Source organism: Haliea sp., assembly GCF_040222615.1.
Classification (GTDB): Bacteria; Pseudomonadota; Gammaproteobacteria; order Pseudomonadales; family Halieaceae; genus Haliea.
On record NZ_JAVKCQ010000019.1, the window covers coordinates 1 to 15,042 of the forward strand.

Below are 15,042 nucleotides of genomic sequence, written 5' to 3' on the forward strand. Positions count from 1 at the left end.
CCTGATTGTGACCGATACGGCCTCCAAGCTGGCGGAGTTCCGCGATTTGATCGATCTGGTGGATATCCCGATCCGCCAGGTGATGATTGAGGCGCGCATCGTTATCGCGCAGTCCGATCTGGAAAAAGAGCTGGGCATCGAATGGGGTGGTGGCTTCGTCGAGAACGACTTCAATGGCAACGCCCTGACCGTCTCTGGCGACACCAACAACGTGATCGGCCTGAACCAGTCGGTCATTGACGGCACCCCGGGTAGCGTCAACTATCCTGGTGCGCTGATGGTGGATCTTGGTGTGGCCTCCAAGGCCGGTGGGTTTGCAGTGGGCTTTACCAGCGAGGACCTGTTCCTGACCGCCGAGCTGTCGGCGCTGGAAGCAGCGGGTACCGGTGAGGTGGTGTCCCAGCCCAAGGTGATTACCGGCGACAAGCAGAAGGCGGTGATCAAGTCCGGTGCCGAGATTCCGTATCAGGAAGGCTCTCTGAGCGGCCAGAACACCACCTCGTTCAAGGAAGCTGTCCTGCAGCTGGACGTGACCCCGAACATCACGCCTGACGACCGCATTTTGCTGGACCTGGTGATCACCCAGGATTCCGTGGGCGACCTCGTGCCCAGCGGCCAGGGCGGCTTCATTCCCTCAATTGATACAACCGAGCTGACCACCCAGGTCCTGGTGGGCAATGGCGAAACCGTGGTTCTCGGCGGCGTGTTCCGGACCGAGAATATCCAGTCTGTGACCAAGGTGCCCTTCTTTGGCGACATCCCCTATGTCGGCGCGCTGTTCCGCAACGAGTCGAACTCCAAGACCAAGACCGAGACCTTGATCTTCATTACCCCGCGGATCCTCGCGGACAGCCTGATTGACTAGGGGGCCGCTCGCGCCCCAATGCCGGACCTGCAACGCGTCTTTCTTGTCGGCCCCATGGGGGCCGGCAAGAGTACCATTGGCAAGTATCTGGCACGCCACCTCGGGCTGGCGTTCGCCGACACCGACACCGAGATTGAAATCCGTACCGGCGCCGATATTCCCTGGATATTCGATGTCGAGGGCGAGGCGGGTTTTCGCGATCGCGAGCAACAGGTGCTGGAGGAAATGACCCGCATGGACAGTATTGTCCTTGCCACCGGCGGCGGTGTGGTCATGCGAGTCGAGAACCGGCAGGTGCTCGCTGCACGGGGTTTCGTGATCTATCTGCACGCCACTGTTGAGGAGCAGGTCCGCCGCACCCGCAATGATCGCAAACGACCACTGCTGCAGACCGGCAATCCGGAGCAGGTCCTCAGGGACCTGATGGCGGTGCGCGATCCCCTGTACCGGGAAATCGCCGACCATGTCATTGATACCGACGGCTGTAGTCCCCGCACTGTGGCGCAGCGGCTGCTGCAGGCGCTTGTCTCCGTCAGTTAAAGACAAGGCTGGGACCGGGGCGCTAGAATAAGCCCCTTTTCCAGCGCGGAGTCACCAGTGTCTGTGATCATGCACACCCTTCATGTCGACCTCGGCGAGCGCAGCTACCCGGTGTATATCGGCCGCGAACTGTTCGCGGACGGCGACCTCCTCGCGCGCCATCTCGGCGGCAGCGAGGTGGCGATTGTCAGCAACGAAACGGTCGCGCCTCTGTATGTGGCAAAGGTCCGCCGAGCCCTGGGGGAGGGCCGGCGGGTCACCGAGATAGTGCTGCCTGATGGCGAGCAGTACAAAACCCTGCATTCCCTGGAGCATATCCTGGAGCGGCTGCTACAGGAGCGGCACAGCCGCAGCACCACGATCATCGCGGTCGGGGGCGGGGTGATTGGCGATGTGGCCGGGTTTGCCGCGGCCTGCTACCAGCGCGGGGTGGGCTTCATCCAGGTGCCCACAACCTTGCTCGCCCAGGTGGATTCTTCGGTGGGAGGCAAGACAGCAGTCAATCACCTGCTGGGCAAGAACATGATTGGCGCTTTTTACCAGCCGCGTGCGGTGCTGATCGATATCGATAGCCTGCAGACCCTGCCCGCGCGGGAGCTGTCCGCCGGTCTGGCCGAAGTGATCAAGTATGGCTTGATCTGCGATCCCGCCTTTTATGCCTGGCTGCAGGACTCCATGCCGCGGCTGCTGGCGCGGGAGGAAAGTGCCCTGGCCGAGGCGATCGAGCGTTCCTGCAGTCTCAAGGCCGAAGTGGTGGCGGCCGATGAGCGTGAGGGCGGGCTTCGGGCCATCCTCAACCTGGGCCACACGTTTGGCCACGCGATCGAAACCGCCCAGGGCTACGGCGCCTGGCTGCACGGGGAGGCGGTCGCGGTGGGTATGCTGCTGGCGCTGCGGTTGTCGGTAATGCGGGGCTGGGTGGATGCTGCGGAGATCCCGGTTCTCGAGGCGCTGCTGCGGCAGGCACAGTTGCCGCTGCAGATTCCGCCAGGCATGACACCGGCGGTTTTCCTCGACCTGATGGGGCGGGACAAGAAAGTCGTCGATGGACGTCTGCGCCTGGTACTGCTGCGTGCCATCGGCGAGGCCTGCGTGGAGGATGACGTCACCGCCGGGGAGCTTGAGGCCTTGCTGCAAGAGGCGGTGGAGCGGGCAAAAAGCAGCTGTTGAGGCTGTTTGTTCCCGGCAGGTCAACTGTGTAAAATGTCTCCCCCTTTCGCCCGAGCGCTGTCGAGGCGCGGGGCTTTTCGGTGTAACCATTTGTTTTCATTAATTATTCTGGACCCGGTATGAGTGCAGGCCTGTACAGCCCTGAAGAATTTCGTGACAACTGCGGCTTTGGCCTGATTGTCCACAGTGCGGGTGACGCCAGTCACCGCCTGCTGCAGACTGCCATCGAGTCCCTGACCTGCATGACCCACCGCGGCGGCATTGCAGCCGATGGCAAGACCGGCGACGGCTGTGGCCTGCTGATGCAGATGCCGGTTTCCTTTATGCGCACCCTGGCGCAGGAGTGCTTCGGCGCCGAGCTCGGCGATCAGTTTGCGGTGGGCCAGATCTTTCTCAGCCCCAGCGAAGAGCGCGCGGCAGCAGCCCGCTCGGCCATGGAGCAGGCGCTCACCGAGCAGGGCCTGGACGTCGTCGGCTGGCGCGTCGTGCCCACGGACAGCAGCGTCTGTGGCGAGATCGCCCTCGCCGCGCTGCCGCGTATCGAACAGGTGTTTGTGCGCGCGCCGGGCGTCAGCCAGGAAGAGTTGTCGACCAGGCTGTTTGTCAGCCGGCGCAAGGCCGAGAACGCCAACCAGGCCGACCCGGAGTTCTATATCTGCAGTCTCTCCGGCCGGGTGATCGCCTACAAGGGACTGGTCATGCCGGTGGACCTGCCCCGCTTCTATGCCGATCTCGACGACGAGCGCATGGAAACCGCAATCTGTGTGTTCCACCAGCGCTTTTCCACCAACACCATGCCCAAGTGGCCGCTGGCCCAGCCTTTCCGACTGCTGGCCCACAACGGTGAAATCAATACCATCGACGGCAACCGCAACTGGGCCGAGGCCCGCACGGCGCTGTTCGAGACCGAAAAGTTGCCCAACATCCGCGATATCGCACCGCTGGTAAACCGCACCGGCTCGGATTCCTCCAGCCTCGACAATATGCTGGACGTGTTGTTGACCGGCGGAGTCGATATGGCCCGCGCCCTGCGCATGCTGATCCCGCCAGCCTGGCAGAACATGGAGGACATGGACCCGGACCTGCGCGCTTTCTATGAATACCACTCAATGCACATGGAGCCCTGGGACGGCCCGGCGGGCATCGTCCTGACCGATGGCCGCTATGCCGTGTGCCTGCTGGATCGCAACGGCCTGCGCCCCGCGCGCTGGGTCAAGACCAAGGACGGCTTTATCACCCTGGCATCGGAGGTCGGTACCCACGGCTACCGCAGCGAGGACGTGATCGCCAAGGGGCGCGTCGGGCCCGGCCAGATCCTGATGGTCGATACCCAGACCGGCGAGGTGTTGCATACCAAGGATATCGACAATCGCCTCAAGAGCCGTCACCCCTACAAGCGCTGGCTGAAGGAAAATGCGAAGCGTATTGAAGGAACGTTTGGCGGGGAGCAGGCGCCCGGTATCGAGCACGACATGCTCATGCCGTTCCAGAAGATGTTCCAGGTGACCTTCGAGGAGCGCGACCAGGTGCTGCGGCCACTGGCCGAGTCCGGCAATGAGGCGGTGGGCTCCATGGGGGATGACACCCCGATGGCGGTGCTCTCGCGCCAGCAGCGCCCGCTGTATGACTACTTCCGGCAGAAGTTTGCCCAGGTGACAAACCCAGCGATTGACCCCCTGCGGGAAGCCATTGTCATGTCGCTGGAAACCGATCTCGGGTGCGAGAAGAACATATTCTATGAGGGACCTGAACACGCGGACCGCGTGATCCTGAGCTCTCCGGTACTGTCCCAGGGCAAGTTCAATACCCTGCTGGCACTGGAGCGTCCCGGGTTCGCGGTGTGTGATATCGACGGCAGCTACGACCCGGCCGCCATCAGCCTGGAGCAGGCGGTAGCGGAGCTGGTGGCGACGGCGGAGCAGGCAGTGCGGGATGGCTCCACCATCCTGATCCTGTCCGACCGCAGCATCGCTCCGGGGCGCCTGCCCATCCACAGCCTGATCGCCACCGGCGCGGTCCACCACCACCTGATCAAGCAGGGGCTGCGCTGCGATGCCAACCTGGTGATCGAGACCGCCAGTGCCCGCGATTCTCACCAGATCGCCTGTCTGCTGGGGTTTGGCGCTACCGCAATCTATCCCTATCTGGCCTACAGCGTGCTGGAAGACCTGATTCGCGATGGCGAACTGCTGGGCGAGCCCAGCAGCTGCTACAAGAATTACCGCAAGGGCATCAACAAGGGCCTGCTGAAGATCATGTCCAAGATGGGTATCTCGGCGGTCAGTTCCTACCGCGGCGCCCAGCTGTTCGAGGCCGTGGGGCTGGCCCGTGGCGTGATCGACATGGCGTTCCGCGGCGTCGCCTCGCGTATCGAGGGCGCGGGTTTCGCCGAGCTGGAGGACGACCAGAAGCACCTGGCCAAGCTGGCCTGGAATACGCGCAAGCCGCTGCAACTGGGCGGTCTGCTGAAGTACGTCCACGGCCAGGAGTATCACGCCTTCAATCCGGATGTGGTCACCACCCTGCAGCAGGCGGTTGCGACCGGCGACTACGCGACCTACCAGCGCTACGCCGACCTGGTCAACAAGCGCCCGGTCGCCACCATTCGTGACCTGCTGACGCCGGTACTCGCCGAGCAGCCACTGGCGCTGGAGGAAGTGGAGCCGATCGCGGACATCCTGCCCCGCTTCGACTCCGCCGGCATGTCCCTGGGCGCGCTCAGCCCGGAAGCCCACGAGGCCCTTGCCGCGGCGATGAATCGCCTCGGCGCCCGCTCCAACTCCGGCGAGGGCGGTGAAGACCCCGCCCGTTACGGCACCGAACGCAGCTCCAAGATCAAGCAGATCGCCTCCGGCCGGTTCGGGGTGACTCCCCACTACCTGGTAAATGCCGAGGTGCTGCAGATCAAGGTGGCCCAGGGCGCGAAGCCGGGCGAAGGCGGTCAGCTACCCGGCGGCAAGGTCAACGAGCTGATTGCCCGCCTGCGCTACTCGGTACCCGGGGTGACTCTGATTTCCCCGCCGCCGCATCACGATATCTATTCTATCGAGGATCTGGCGCAGCTGATTTTCGACCTCAAGCAGGTCAATCCGCAGGCGCTGGTGTCGGTCAAGCTGGTGTCGGAGCCCGGGGTGGGGACCATTGCCGCGGGTGTGGCCAAAGCCTACGCCGACCTGATTACCATCAGCGGCTATGATGGCGGCACGGCGGCCAGCCCGCTGACCTCCATACGCTACGCGGGCTCACCCTGGGAGCTGGGTCTGGCGGAAGTGCAGCAGACCCTGCGCGGTAACGGCCTGCGCGGTGTCATCCGCCTGCAGACCGACGGTGGCCTCAAGACCGGCCTCGATGTTATCAAGGCGGCCATTCTCGGTGCCGAGAGCTTTGGCTTCGGTACCGGCCCCATGGTGGCGCTGGGTTGCAAGTATCTGCGTATTTGCCACCTGAACAACTGCGCGACGGGCGTGGCGACCCAGAACGAGAAGCTGCGGGAAGACCATTTCAACGGCACTATCGAGATGGTAACCAATTTTTTCACCTTTATCGCCACGGAAACCCGGGAGTGGCTGGCCAGGCTGGGCGTGCCGTCGCTGGAGGCCCTGATCGGCCGCACCGACCTGCTGGCCAGGCTGCCCGGGGATACACCCAAGCAGGCGGGTCTGGATCTGGCTCCCCTTCTGTTCAAGCACGCCGACGCCGACGGCCAGCCCGAGTTCTGCCAGGTGATCGCCAACCAGCCCTTCGACCTCGCCGAGAAGGCCGAGGCGATGGTGGCGGCGACACTGCCGGCGATCGAGGCTCGCAGTGGCGGTGAATTCAGTTTCGTCCTGACCAACTGTGATCGCTCCATCGGTGCCCGCATCTCGGGTGAGATTGCCCGCCGCTACGGCAATACCGACATGGACAGCGACCCGGTCGTACTGCGCCTGAGCGGCACCGCGGGGCAGAGCTTCGGGGTGTGGAACGCGGGTGGCCTGCACATGTACCTGGAGGGCGACTCCAACGACTATGTCGGCAAGGGCATGGCTGGCGGCAAGCTGGTCATCTATCCGGCCAGGGATGCCCAGTTCAAGTCCCAGGACACGGTCATCATTGGCAACACCTGTCTCTACGGCGCCACCGGCGGTCGCCTGTTTGCGGCCGGTATTGCCGGTGAACGCTTTGCGGTGCGCAACAGCGGCGCCCACGCCGTGATCGAGGGCGCGGGCGATCACTGCTGTGAATACATGACCGGCGGTACCGTGACCGTGCTGGGCCCCACCGGAGTCAACTTCGGCGCTGGCATGACCGGCGGTTTCGCCTACGTGCTGGACCAGGACCGGGCGTTCATCGACAAGTACAACAGTGAGCTGGTCGATATCCACCGGGTCAACTCCGAGTACATGGAACCCTACCGGTATTATCTGCGCGCCATGATCAGTGAGCACGCCGAGGAAACGGGTTCTGCCTGGGGCGCGGAACTGCTGGAGAATTTCGAGGACTACGTCGGCAAGTTCTGGTTGGTCAAACCCAAGGCAGCCGACTTCAACCAGCTTTTGTCGCGACTGCGCAACACCGACTAGACGCCGGGAGGCGTAAGCGTTTATGAGTAATCGTTTGTCGAACAATTTCCAGTTCATCGACGTCGGCCGCAACGACCCTGACAAGAAGACGATCACGGCGCGCAAGACCGAATACGTCGAGATCTACGAGTCCTTCAGCGCCGACCAGGCAGCGGAACAGTCACATCGCTGTCTGGAGTGCGGGAACCCCTACTGTGAGTGGAAGTGCCCGGTGCACAACTTTATCCCCAACTGGCTCAAGCTGGTCAGCGAGGGCAACCTGTTCGAGGCCGCCGAGCTCAGCCACCAGACCAACACCCTGCCGGAGGTTTGCGGCCGGGTGTGCCCCCAGGACCGGCTCTGTGAGGGCGCCTGCACCCTGAACGACGGGTTTGGTGCGGTCACCATTGGTGCCTCGGAAAAGTACATCACCGACACCGCACTGGCGATGGGCTGGCGCCCGGACCTGTCCGGGGTAGTTGCCACCGGCAAGAAGGTTGCCATTATCGGTGCCGGCCCTGCCGGGCTTGGCTGTGCCGATGTGCTGGCGCGGGCCGGGGTCAAGCCGGTGGTCTTCGACCGCTACCCCGAAATCGGTGGCCTGCTCACCTTCGGTATTCCCGAGTTCAAGCTGGAAAAAGAAGTGATGGTGCGGCGCCGGGAGGTGTTCGAAGGCATGGGCATCGAGTTTCGCCTCAATACCGACGTCGGCCGTGATATCAGCGTTGCCGAGCTGATGGAAGAGTACGATGCCCTGTTCCTGGGCATGGGCACCTACAAGGCCATGCGCGGCAACTTCCCGGGCGAGAACCTGCCGGGAGTGCACAAGGCGCTGTCCTACCTGATTGGCAATGTGAATCACAATCTCGGCTTTGAGCAGGACCCCAAGGACTACGTCAACCTGAAGGGCAAGCGGGTTGTGGTGCTCGGTGGCGGCGACACAGCCATGGATTGCGTGCGCACGGCGGTGCGCCAGCAGGCCAGGCACGTGATCTGTGCTTACCGGCGTGACGAGGAAAACATGCCTGGCTCGCGCAAGGAAGTGGCCAACGCCCGCGAGGAGGGGGTCGAGTTTCTGTTCAATCGCCAGCCGCTGGAGATCGTGGAGTATTTCGGCCGCGCCTGTGGGGTGAAAATGATTGAAACCGAGCTCGGGGCGCCCGACGCCGGTGGCCGCCGCCGGCCCGAGCCCATTCCCGGCAGCGAGAAGATCATGGAAGCGGACACGGTCATTATCGCCTTCGGCTTCCAGCCCGATCCACCGGAGTGGCTGCAGGAGCTGGCCGTGGCCACCAACGAGTGGGACGGGGTGGTCGCTCCGGAGGAGCAGGCGTACCGCTTCCAGACGTCCAATCCCAAAGTGTTTGCCGGCGGTGATATGGTGCGGGGTTCCGACCTGGTGGTGACCGCCATCTGGGAGGGTCGTCAGGCCGCCGAGGGCATACTGGATTTTCTCGAGGTCTGAACGCCGCAAGCCGGATTGACCACTACAGGATTGGAGTCGCCGTGACTGAACTGAAGAATGACCGCTTCCTGCGGGCCCTGCAGCGCCAGAGCGTAGATCGCACCCCGATCTGGATGATGCGCCAGGCGGGTCGCTATCTGCCGGAATACCGGGCCACCCGGGAGCAGGCGGGTTCCTTCCTGGACCTGTGCAAGAACGCCGAGCTGGCCTGTGAAGTCACGCTGCAGCCCCTGCGCCGTTACCCCATGGACGCAGCAATCCTGTTCAGCGATATCCTTACCGTGCCGGACGCGCTGGGGCTGGGCCTGTATTTTGAAGAAGGTGAGGGCCCGCGCTTCCGCAAGACCGTGCGCAGTGAGGCGGATCTCGCCGGCCTGAAGGCCATCAGGGCGGCGGATGACCTGTCCTATGTGATGAACGCGGTGCGCACCATTCGCCGGGAACTGAACGGCCAGGTACCCCTGATCGGTTTTTCCGGCAGCCCCTGGACCCTGGCGACCTATATGGTGGAAGGCGGGTCTTCCAAGGACTTCAGCCAGGTCAAGGCGATGGCCTATGACCGCCCGGAATTGATGCACCAGTTGCTGGCGCTGCTGGCGGACGCGGTGGCCGATTACCTGACCGAACAGGTCAACGCGGGAGCCCAGGCCCTGCAGATTTTTGACACCTGGGGCGGCTCCCTGAGTACCGCGGGCTACAAGGAATTCTCCCTCAAGTACATGCAGCGGGTTATCAGTCGCCTGCCCACCGAAGCAGACGGCCGCAAGGTACCGGTCATCGTCTTCACCAAGGGCGGCGGGCAGTGGTTGCCGGCGATCGCCGACTGCGGTGCCCAGGCAGTGGGTATCGACTGGACGACGGACATCGCGGTCGCCCGCGAGCTGGTGGGCGACCGCGTGGCCCTGCAGGGCAATATGGATCCGACCATGCTGTATGCCTCACCGGCCCGTATCCGCGAAGAAGTGGCAAGTATTCTCGCGGGCTATGGCCACGGCAGTGGGCATGTGTTCAACCTGGGTCACGGTATAACCCCTGGAGTGAACCCCGATCACGTCACCGCGTTTGTCGATGCCGTGCAGGAGCTTTCGCCGCAATACCACAACAGCTGAGTTGCGGGCCGCGCAGGTCGGGCCGCGCAGGTGAAGCGTTCAGCACCGGAACTCCCGTAGCCCCGGCGGACGTGCCTGATTACCCGGTCTTTTGCTGCAGCGCGGCTTTCCGTGCTTCCTCTTCTTCTTCCTCGCAGCAGAAATGGTGATCCATTTCCAGGGCCGGTGACGCGGACGAGGGCCGCCCCACCACCCGGGCGGGGACCCCGGCCACGGTGGTGTGCGGTGGTACCTCTTCCAGCACCACGCTGCCGGCGCCGACCTTGGCGCCATCACCCACCCGGATGTTGCCCAGGATCTTGGCCCCGGCACTGATCAGGACCCCATTGCCGATCTTCGGATGGCGGTCCCCGTCTTCCTTGCCGGTGCCACCCAGGGTGACGGACTGGAGGATGGAGACGTTGTTGCCAACCACCGCGGTCTCGCCGATCACCAGCCCCGTGGCGTGGTCCAGCATGATGCCGTGGCCCAGCGTCGCCGCGGGATGGATGTCGACCGCGAACTCGGCCGAGACCCGGTTCTGGAAAAACAGCGCCAGCGAGTGGCGCCCGCGCTGCCACAGCCAGTGGGCCACGCGGTGGGTCTGCAGGGCATGGAAGCCCTTGAAGTAGAGGAAGGGAATGTAGAGCTCGTGGCAGGCGGAGTCGCGGTCCTCGACTGCCAGCAGATCGGCGCGGATGGCCTTGCGCAGGCAGGCGTCGTCCTTGAATGCTTCCAGAATCACTTCCCGCAGCAGCAGGGAGGAGGCCGTCGGGCTGTCCAGCTGGCTGGCGAGGTGGAAGCTGAGCGCGCATTCCAGGTTGTTGTGATTGAGGATGGTGGCGTGCAGGAAACTGGCGAGGATGGGCTCCTCCGCCGCGTGCTGGGTGGTTTCCCGCACAATCCGGTCCCACACCGGATCAGATTTTTTGGGTGACATGTCAGTTCCTCGTGTTCAGGTGGTCACTGTAGCCTATCCGGCCCCGATACTGCCACAGCCCCTGTCCGCTGCGACGATACTTGTCCTCAAAGCGGGTCAGCGCCGGCGCCGCCGGCAACTGCCGGATTGCGCCGCGCACCCCCGCCAGGTGCATGGCGACCCCGAACTCCTCGACGTACAGCGGCCAGTTCGACCGCAGCTCGACCAGTCCGCCGAGGGCCAGCAGGTCACGAAAGCCGGGGTGACCGTGAATCCGGCGCCGCAGATGGCGTGATTTGGGCCAGGGGTTGGGATACAGCAGGTAGTGGTAGTCCACGCGCATCTGCGCGCTGGCCAGTTGCCGCCACAGCGGTTCGCATTCCGCCTGCAGCAGCAGGTAGTTGGCATCGGCGGCGCGCACGTGCCGCTGCAGGCGATGTGCGGACCTGTCGATGCCAACCACCAGGTGCTGTGGATGACGCAGCGCCAGTTGCGCGGTGCTCATGCCCGTGCCGCAGAAGGAATCCAGTACCAGTGGCCGCCCGTCCGCCTGCAGCAGTGGCAACAGCGCGTCCCACGCGGACTGGTTGTGCGCCGCCAGCGGGCTGAGGTTGGGGTGGCTGAGGTGTCGGAGTACGGTGCGCGCAAGTCTCGGATGCAGTCCCGACTGGTTGCTGGTAACTTGCGCTGATGAAGCTTGCACCTGGCGCCGGCTCCTGTGACAGTGGTGTGCGGCACTTGAGCGCCGCCGCAGGGGTTGCCATGATAAAGCCCCGAGCCACCGCAACCAAATCCGGGTATTCGCCATGCACAAGGACCTGCGCCCCTACTGGCTGAAGAAGGCCTACCTGCGTTATCGGCGCTGGCACACCGATTACTTCCTGCGTCCCCGATGCAGCTACCTGGGTCCCTGGCATACGGTGATGAAACCCTGGTATGTCCATATTTCGGGCGCCAATATCCACATCGGTCGCTGCTTTACAGCCATCGGTGAGCCCATGCACCGGGTGGAGATCGGGGTCTGGGGCCGGGAGGAAGGGCAGGGTCGCATTCACATTGGTGACTGTGTCCTGATGAGCCCCGGCTCGCGCATCAGCGCCAGTGATGAAATTGTCCTCGGTGACGGCGTAATGTTGGCCAATGGCGCCTACGTCACGGATTCCGACTGGCACACGCTCCATGACCGCACTGCCCGGGCCGCGCAGGCGACGCCGGTGCACATAGGAGACAACGTCTGGCTGGGCGACCACGCCACCGTGCTCAAGGGAGTGACCATCGGCGCCAACAGCGTGGTGGCGGCGCAGGCAGTGGTCACCAGGGATGTACCGGCCAACGTTGTGGTGGCCGGCAACCCGGCGCGGGTGGTCAAGGAGCTGGATCCGGAGCAGGGCTTCACCACCCGCATGGACCTGTTTACCGACCCCGCCGGCGCCGCGGCATTTTTCGATGCCATCGACCGGGAAGTGCTGCAGGACAACAGCCTGCTGCGCTGGCTATGGTCCCTGCTGTACCCGGCTTCTGCCGCCAGCGGGCGCCTACAATAGGCGCAGCGGTTCTTCCTGCAGCGCGGAGAGCTGCTCCCGCAATTCGAGGATGTGATTGGCCCAGTAGCGCTCGCTGTTGAACCAGGTGAAGCTGCGGGGAAAGGCGGGGTCGTTCCAGCGCCGCGCCAGCCAGCCGGCGTAGTTGATCACCCGCAGGGTGCGCAGGGACTCAATCCAGCGCAGCTGGCGTGGCTCAAAGTCAAAGAACTCGTTGTAGCCCTCCACCAGCTCGGCGAGCTGCAGCTCGCGCTCATGGCGCTCCCCGCTGAGGCACATCCACAGGTCCTGGATGGCGGGCGCCATGCAGCAGTCGTCCAGATCGACAAAGTGGGCGCAGTCATCCCGCCAGAGGATATTGCCCACGTGGCAGTCGCCGTGGACCCGGATCAGGTCGGGGCCGCGCACCCCGCCGTAAATGGCGTTGACCTCGGCCAGCAGGTCGCGGGTCAAGGTGCTGTAGGCGGGCTGCAGGTCCCGGGGAATGAAGTGTTCCAGCAGGTATTCCCGGTTGCGGGTCAGCATGTCATCAATGTTGAGGGTGGGCCGGTGGCTGAACCGGGCGCTGGCGCCAACCGCGTGAATCCTGCCCAGGGTGCGGCCCAGGACGAGCAGGCTGTCCATGTTGTCCAGCTCCGGCGGATAGCCGCCGCGGCGCGGGAACAGGGCGAAACGGAACCCCTCAAAGCTGTGCAGGCTGTTGCCATCGCGGTCGACCAGCGGGGCCACCACAGAGATCTCTGCCGCCTGCAACTCCAGGCTGAAGGCGTGCTCCTCTGCGATCTGTTCATCATGCCAGCGACCCGGGCGGTAGAACTTGGCGATCAGGGGCTCCCCATCCTCGATGCCCACCTGGTAGACCCGGTTCTCGTAGCTGTTGAGCGCCAGCAAGCGTGCATCGCAGGGGTACCCGGCTGATTCGACCGCATCGATGACCCGGTCCGGGGTCAGGCGGTCGTAGGGGTGTTCCGCGTGGTTCATCGCCTTGCTCCGGGTCCGGGGCCGCATCGCACCGTGCCGTGGCTCCCGGCGGGCAGTGTATCAGCTCCCCGGCGCCGGTGTGCGGGCCAGGCACCAGAGCTGGACATCGGCGGCACCGGCTCCCTTGAGGACAGTGGCGATGGCCTCGGCAGTGGCGCCCGTGGTCATGACGTCGTCGATCAAAGCGATGCGCAGCCCGCCGAGATCGCCGCGAACCTGAAAGGCCGCCGCCAGGTTGGAAGCCCGTTGCCGGGCGCTCAAACTCGCCTGGGGCGGTGTTGCCCGCCGGCGCCGCAGAATGTCCGTGCGCAGGGGCAGGGAAGCCAGTTGTGGCTGCCGGGCGCGGATCTCCAGGCCCAGCAGCGCAGCCTGGTTGAAGCCGCGCCACAGCAGGCGCCGCCAATGCAGGGGTACCGGTAGCAGCAGGTCACGGTCCGTCGGCGGGGTCACCCAGGCCTGCCACAGCGCCGCCAGCAGCCGGGTCAGGCGGGGTTCGCGCTGGAATTTCCAGCGGGAGATCAGCAACGCGAGATGAGGTTCATAGACCAGTGGCGCGATTACCCGGTCAATGGCGGGTAGCTGCTCCGAGCACTGGCTGCAGAGTCCACCGGCAGTGGCGGCCAGCGGCAGGGCACAGCGTTCGCAGGCACGGTCGTTGCCTTGCAACCGGGTGAAGCAGTCAGCGCACAGGGGTAGCGGACTCTGGCTGCGCAGCTGGCACAGCAGGCAGTACTGCGGGAATACCGCATCCAGCAGGGCAGTCGCGACGCTGTTAACCTTCATGGCGCTCCCGAGTTGACAGTGGTCGCTGCGGGTTTATCATGTGATTCCTGTTGATCGCGCCGAGACCACGCCATGACCGCCCCCTCCACTGCCCCCGCTTCCATCCGCAACGACTGGTCCCGCGGGGAAATCGAAGCGCTCTTCGCCCTGCCCTTCAACGATTTGCTGTTTCGGGCCCACAGTGTTCACCGGGCCTATTTTGACCCGAACGAGGTCCAGGTCAGCACATTACTTTCCATCAAAACCGGCGCCTGCCCCGAGGACTGCGCCTATTGCCCCCAGAGCAACCGCTACGACACCGGGCTGGAGGCGGAAAAGCTGATGGAGGTGGAGAAGGTGCTGGAGCAGGCCCGCGCCGCCCGGGACAGCGGCGCCACCCGCTTCTGCATGGGCGCCGCCTGGCGCTCTCCCAAACAGCGGGACATGCCCTATGTGGTGGCCATGGTGAAGGGCGTGCGCGATATGGGGCTGGAAAGCTGCATGACCCTGGGCATGCTTACCGGGGAGCAGGCCAAAGAACTGGCTGACGCCGGGCTGGACTACTACAACCACAACCTGGATACCTCGCCGGAATACTACGGCGAGATTATCACCACGCGGACCTACAAGGACCGCCTGGATACCCTCTCCCACGTCCGTGACGCCGGCATGAAGATCTGCAGCGGCGGGATCGTCGGCATGGGCGAGACCCAGCGCGACCGGGCCGGCCTGCTGCAGCAACTGGCCAACCTGCCGGAGCACCCCGAGAGCGTACCGATCAACATGCTGGTGCGGGTCGAGGGCACACCGCTGGCGGCGGAGGAAGACATGGATCCCTTCGACTTTATCCGCACCATCGCCGTGGCCCGTATCCTGATGCCCGCATCCCATGTACGGCTGTCCGCCGGGCGCGAGGAAATGAACGAGCAGATGCACGCCCTGGCCTATTTCGCCGGCGCCAACTCCATTTTCTATGGCGAAAAGTTGCTCACCACCCCGAATCCCCAGGCCAACAAGGACATGACCCTGTTCGGCCGCCTGGGCATTCGCCCCGAACAGCGCCAGGTCAGCGAGCCTCCCGCCGTTCCCAGCCCGCAGTTCTACGACGCTGCCGCGGTGCAGCAAAGCGGGGCACAGCCATCCCGCCAGGCGGCGTACTAGCCGCCCGGG

At 64.3% G+C, this 15,042-nt stretch carries 12 protein-coding genes; 8 read left to right on the forward strand and 4 right to left on the reverse strand.

Annotated elements, in window-relative coordinates; genetic code table 11:
• The 6 genes from pilQ to hemE form a co-directional block, all read left to right on the forward strand.
• Positions 1 to 865 (forward strand): type IV pilus secretin PilQ (pilQ, locus tag RJQ10_RS01420; protein ID WP_350142887.1); only part of this gene is annotated, 865 nt, incomplete at its 5' end.
• Between the two features lie 18 nt (positions 866 to 883).
• Positions 884 to 1,405 carry a shikimate kinase AroK gene (aroK, locus tag RJQ10_RS01425; RefSeq protein ID WP_350142889.1) on the forward strand — a complete coding sequence of 174 codons (522 nt, stop codon included), beginning with the start codon at positions 884 to 886 and terminating at the stop codon, positions 1,403 to 1,405.
• A 69-nt stretch (positions 1,406 to 1,474) separates the two neighbouring features.
• Positions 1,475 to 2,575, forward strand: a complete 1,101-nt coding sequence (gene aroB, locus RJQ10_RS01430) for a 3-dehydroquinate synthase (protein WP_350143038.1) — start codon at positions 1,475 to 1,477, stop codon at positions 2,573 to 2,575.
• A gap of 119 nt (positions 2,576 to 2,694) precedes the next feature.
• Positions 2,695 to 7,137: a glutamate synthase large subunit gene (gltB, locus tag RJQ10_RS01435; RefSeq protein WP_350142891.1), complete on the forward strand. Its 4,443-nt coding sequence runs from the start codon at positions 2,695 to 2,697 to the stop codon at positions 7,135 to 7,137.
• A gap of 22 nt (positions 7,138 to 7,159) precedes the next feature.
• Positions 7,160 to 8,581: a glutamate synthase small subunit GltD family protein gene (locus RJQ10_RS01440; RefSeq protein ID WP_350142893.1), complete on the forward strand. Its 1,422-nt coding sequence runs from the start codon at positions 7,160 to 7,162 to the stop codon at positions 8,579 to 8,581.
• Between the two features lie 41 nt (positions 8,582 to 8,622).
• Positions 8,623 to 9,690, forward strand: coding sequence for a uroporphyrinogen decarboxylase (gene hemE, locus RJQ10_RS01445; protein ID WP_350142895.1), 1,068 nt, complete (start codon positions 8,623 to 8,625; stop codon positions 9,688 to 9,690).
• A gap of 79 nt (positions 9,691 to 9,769) precedes the next feature.
• On the opposite strand, the gene cysE is transcribed toward hemE, so the two are convergent.
• Together cysE and trmB are read right to left on the reverse strand one after the other, a co-directional pair.
• Positions 9,770 to 10,609, reverse strand: coding sequence for a serine O-acetyltransferase (cysE, locus tag RJQ10_RS01450; RefSeq protein WP_350142897.1), 840 nt, complete (start codon positions 10,607 to 10,609; stop codon positions 9,770 to 9,772).
• Position 10,610: 1 nt separating this feature from the next.
• Positions 10,611 to 11,291 (reverse strand): tRNA (guanine(46)-N(7))-methyltransferase TrmB, encoded by a 681-nt coding sequence (gene trmB, locus RJQ10_RS01455; RefSeq protein ID WP_350142899.1) that lies wholly within the window; start codon positions 11,289 to 11,291, stop codon positions 10,611 to 10,613.
• A 103-nt stretch (positions 11,292 to 11,394) separates the two neighbouring features.
• Between trmB and RJQ10_RS01460 the strand changes: the two genes are divergently transcribed.
• The gene (locus RJQ10_RS01460) at positions 11,395 to 12,132 is read left to right on the forward strand and encodes an acyltransferase (RefSeq protein ID WP_350142901.1); all 738 of its coding nucleotides are present in this window, start codon (positions 11,395 to 11,397) and stop codon (positions 12,130 to 12,132) included.
• On the opposite strand, the gene RJQ10_RS01465 is transcribed toward RJQ10_RS01460, so the two are convergent.
• Together RJQ10_RS01465 and RJQ10_RS01470 are read right to left on the reverse strand one after the other, a co-directional pair.
• Complete coding sequence (locus tag RJQ10_RS01465) at positions 12,124 to 13,110, reverse strand: serine/threonine protein kinase (RefSeq protein WP_350142903.1); 987 nt, start codon at positions 13,108 to 13,110, stop codon at positions 12,124 to 12,126. The genes RJQ10_RS01460 and RJQ10_RS01465 overlap by 9 nt on opposite strands.
• A 60-nt stretch (positions 13,111 to 13,170) precedes the next feature.
• Positions 13,171 to 13,893 (reverse strand): ComF family protein, encoded by a 723-nt coding sequence (locus RJQ10_RS01470; protein WP_350142905.1) that lies wholly within the window; start codon positions 13,891 to 13,893, stop codon positions 13,171 to 13,173.
• A gap of 72 nt (positions 13,894 to 13,965) precedes the next feature.
• On the opposite strand from RJQ10_RS01470, the gene bioB reads away from it, so the two are divergent.
• Positions 13,966 to 15,033, forward strand: a complete 1,068-nt coding sequence (bioB, locus tag RJQ10_RS01475; RefSeq protein WP_350142907.1) for a biotin synthase BioB — start codon at positions 13,966 to 13,968, stop codon at positions 15,031 to 15,033.
• Positions 15,034 to 15,042 lie beyond the last annotated feature (9 nt).

What these genes read in the sequence shown, in the direction of transcription:
- aroK (WP_350142889.1), top strand. Translation starts at nt 884, where the DNA reads ATGCCGGACCTGCAACGCGTCTTTCTTGTCGGCCCCATGGGGGCCGGC.
- aroB (WP_350143038.1), top strand. Translation starts at nt 1,475, where the DNA reads ATGCACACCCTTCATGTCGACCTCGGCGAGCGCAGCTACCCGGTGTAT.
- gltB (WP_350142891.1), top strand. Translation starts at nt 2,695, where the DNA reads ATGAGTGCAGGCCTGTACAGCCCTGAAGAATTTCGTGACAACTGCGGC.
- RJQ10_RS01440 (WP_350142893.1), top strand. Translation starts at nt 7,160, where the DNA reads ATGAGTAATCGTTTGTCGAACAATTTCCAGTTCATCGACGTCGGCCGC.
- cysE (WP_350142897.1), bottom strand. Translation starts at nt 10,609, where the DNA reads ATGTCACCCAAAAAATCTGATCCGGTGTGGGACCGGATTGTGCGGGAA.
- RJQ10_RS01460 (WP_350142901.1), top strand. Translation starts at nt 11,395, where the DNA reads ATGCACAAGGACCTGCGCCCCTACTGGCTGAAGAAGGCCTACCTGCGT.
- RJQ10_RS01465 (WP_350142903.1), bottom strand. Translation starts at nt 13,110, where the DNA reads ATGAACCACGCGGAACACCCCTACGACCGCCTGACCCCGGACCGGGTC.
- RJQ10_RS01470 (WP_350142905.1), bottom strand. Translation starts at nt 13,893, where the DNA reads ATGAAGGTTAACAGCGTCGCGACTGCCCTGCTGGATGCGGTATTCCCG.
- bioB (WP_350142907.1), top strand. Translation starts at nt 13,966, where the DNA reads ATGACCGCCCCCTCCACTGCCCCCGCTTCCATCCGCAACGACTGGTCC.